Source organism: Mesorhizobium sp. M4B.F.Ca.ET.089.01.1.1, assembly GCF_004022605.1.
Lineage (GTDB): Bacteria > Pseudomonadota > Alphaproteobacteria > Rhizobiales > Rhizobiaceae > Mesorhizobium > Mesorhizobium abyssinicae.
On record NZ_RZOS01000951.1, the window covers coordinates 1 to 963 of the forward strand.

The 963-nt window shown below is 61.2% G+C and carries 1 pseudogene; it reads right to left on the reverse strand.

From position 1 onward, the window contains the following. Positions 1–737, reverse strand: a pseudogene (locus EN780_RS35280) (kinesin); the annotation flags it as partial. Positions 738–963 lie beyond the last annotated feature (226 nt).

Genomic DNA, 963 nt, shown 5'->3' on the forward strand with positions numbered 1-963 from the left:
CGCGCCAGCGTGCGCTCGATGCCTTCGCCCATCGCCGCGACTTCGCGGCGCACGGCCTGGCCGATCATCATGACGCGGTCCTGGGCGAGGTTTTCCGGCTCGGCCAGGCGGAAGGCCACTTCGGTCATCGACTGCGCGGCAATGCGCATTTCCTGCGCGCGGCGCACCATGGCCGCGAAGGCCCAGAAAAGGATCACGGGAATGATTGCCGCGACTGCCAGGCCGATCAGCTCGGGGCGGGCGAAAAACTGGTCGAAGGTGCGGATCTTCCAGATGCCCGAACCGAACAGAAGATTGGCCAGGCCGCCGGCGCCGGCGATCCATGCAAGCGAAATGAACGCCACAACCCAGTAGATCGTGCTCGACGCGCGGCGGTTGAGGCCGTGCAGCAGGGTGCGGTAGTCCTTCTGGCGGTCGTCATTGGCCGGGGTGAAGCCGGCCGGCTGCGCGCCGTTGCGCGTTTCAACCGGACGCAACTCGGCGGGCTTCGCCGCCGGCTGCGTGTTCTGTATTGGCCTGGCGTTCTGGCTCTGGACAACCACCGGTTCTTCCTTGTGGCCACGCCCTTCGCGCGCCAGTTCGTCAGCCGCGGCCGAAATCTGCGCTTCCAGATCTTCCATCGACGCCGCCATATCGAGGCCGCCGTCGCCATCTACGCTCAAATCAAGGTCGAGTGCCTTTTCGAGCTCCTTGGCCACGTCGCTGTCGAGAGTTCGTGTCGTTGGTTTCTTCGCCATGCCTTCGCTACCCTGTACTAGCTGCCGGGGACTTATGATTTTGAGCCGTGATTCTGGCTTGTCTTATCCCACGCAGGAGGCTGAAAATGGACCCTCGTATCGTAATGACACACAGGGGTAAAGAAAACCTGCATTCTGGGCGATACGTAAAACTTTAAATATAGGGTTAACGGAGACGTGATTTCGCGGCCTCCCTGTCAACATTTTTTCAGGTCAATCATTAGCC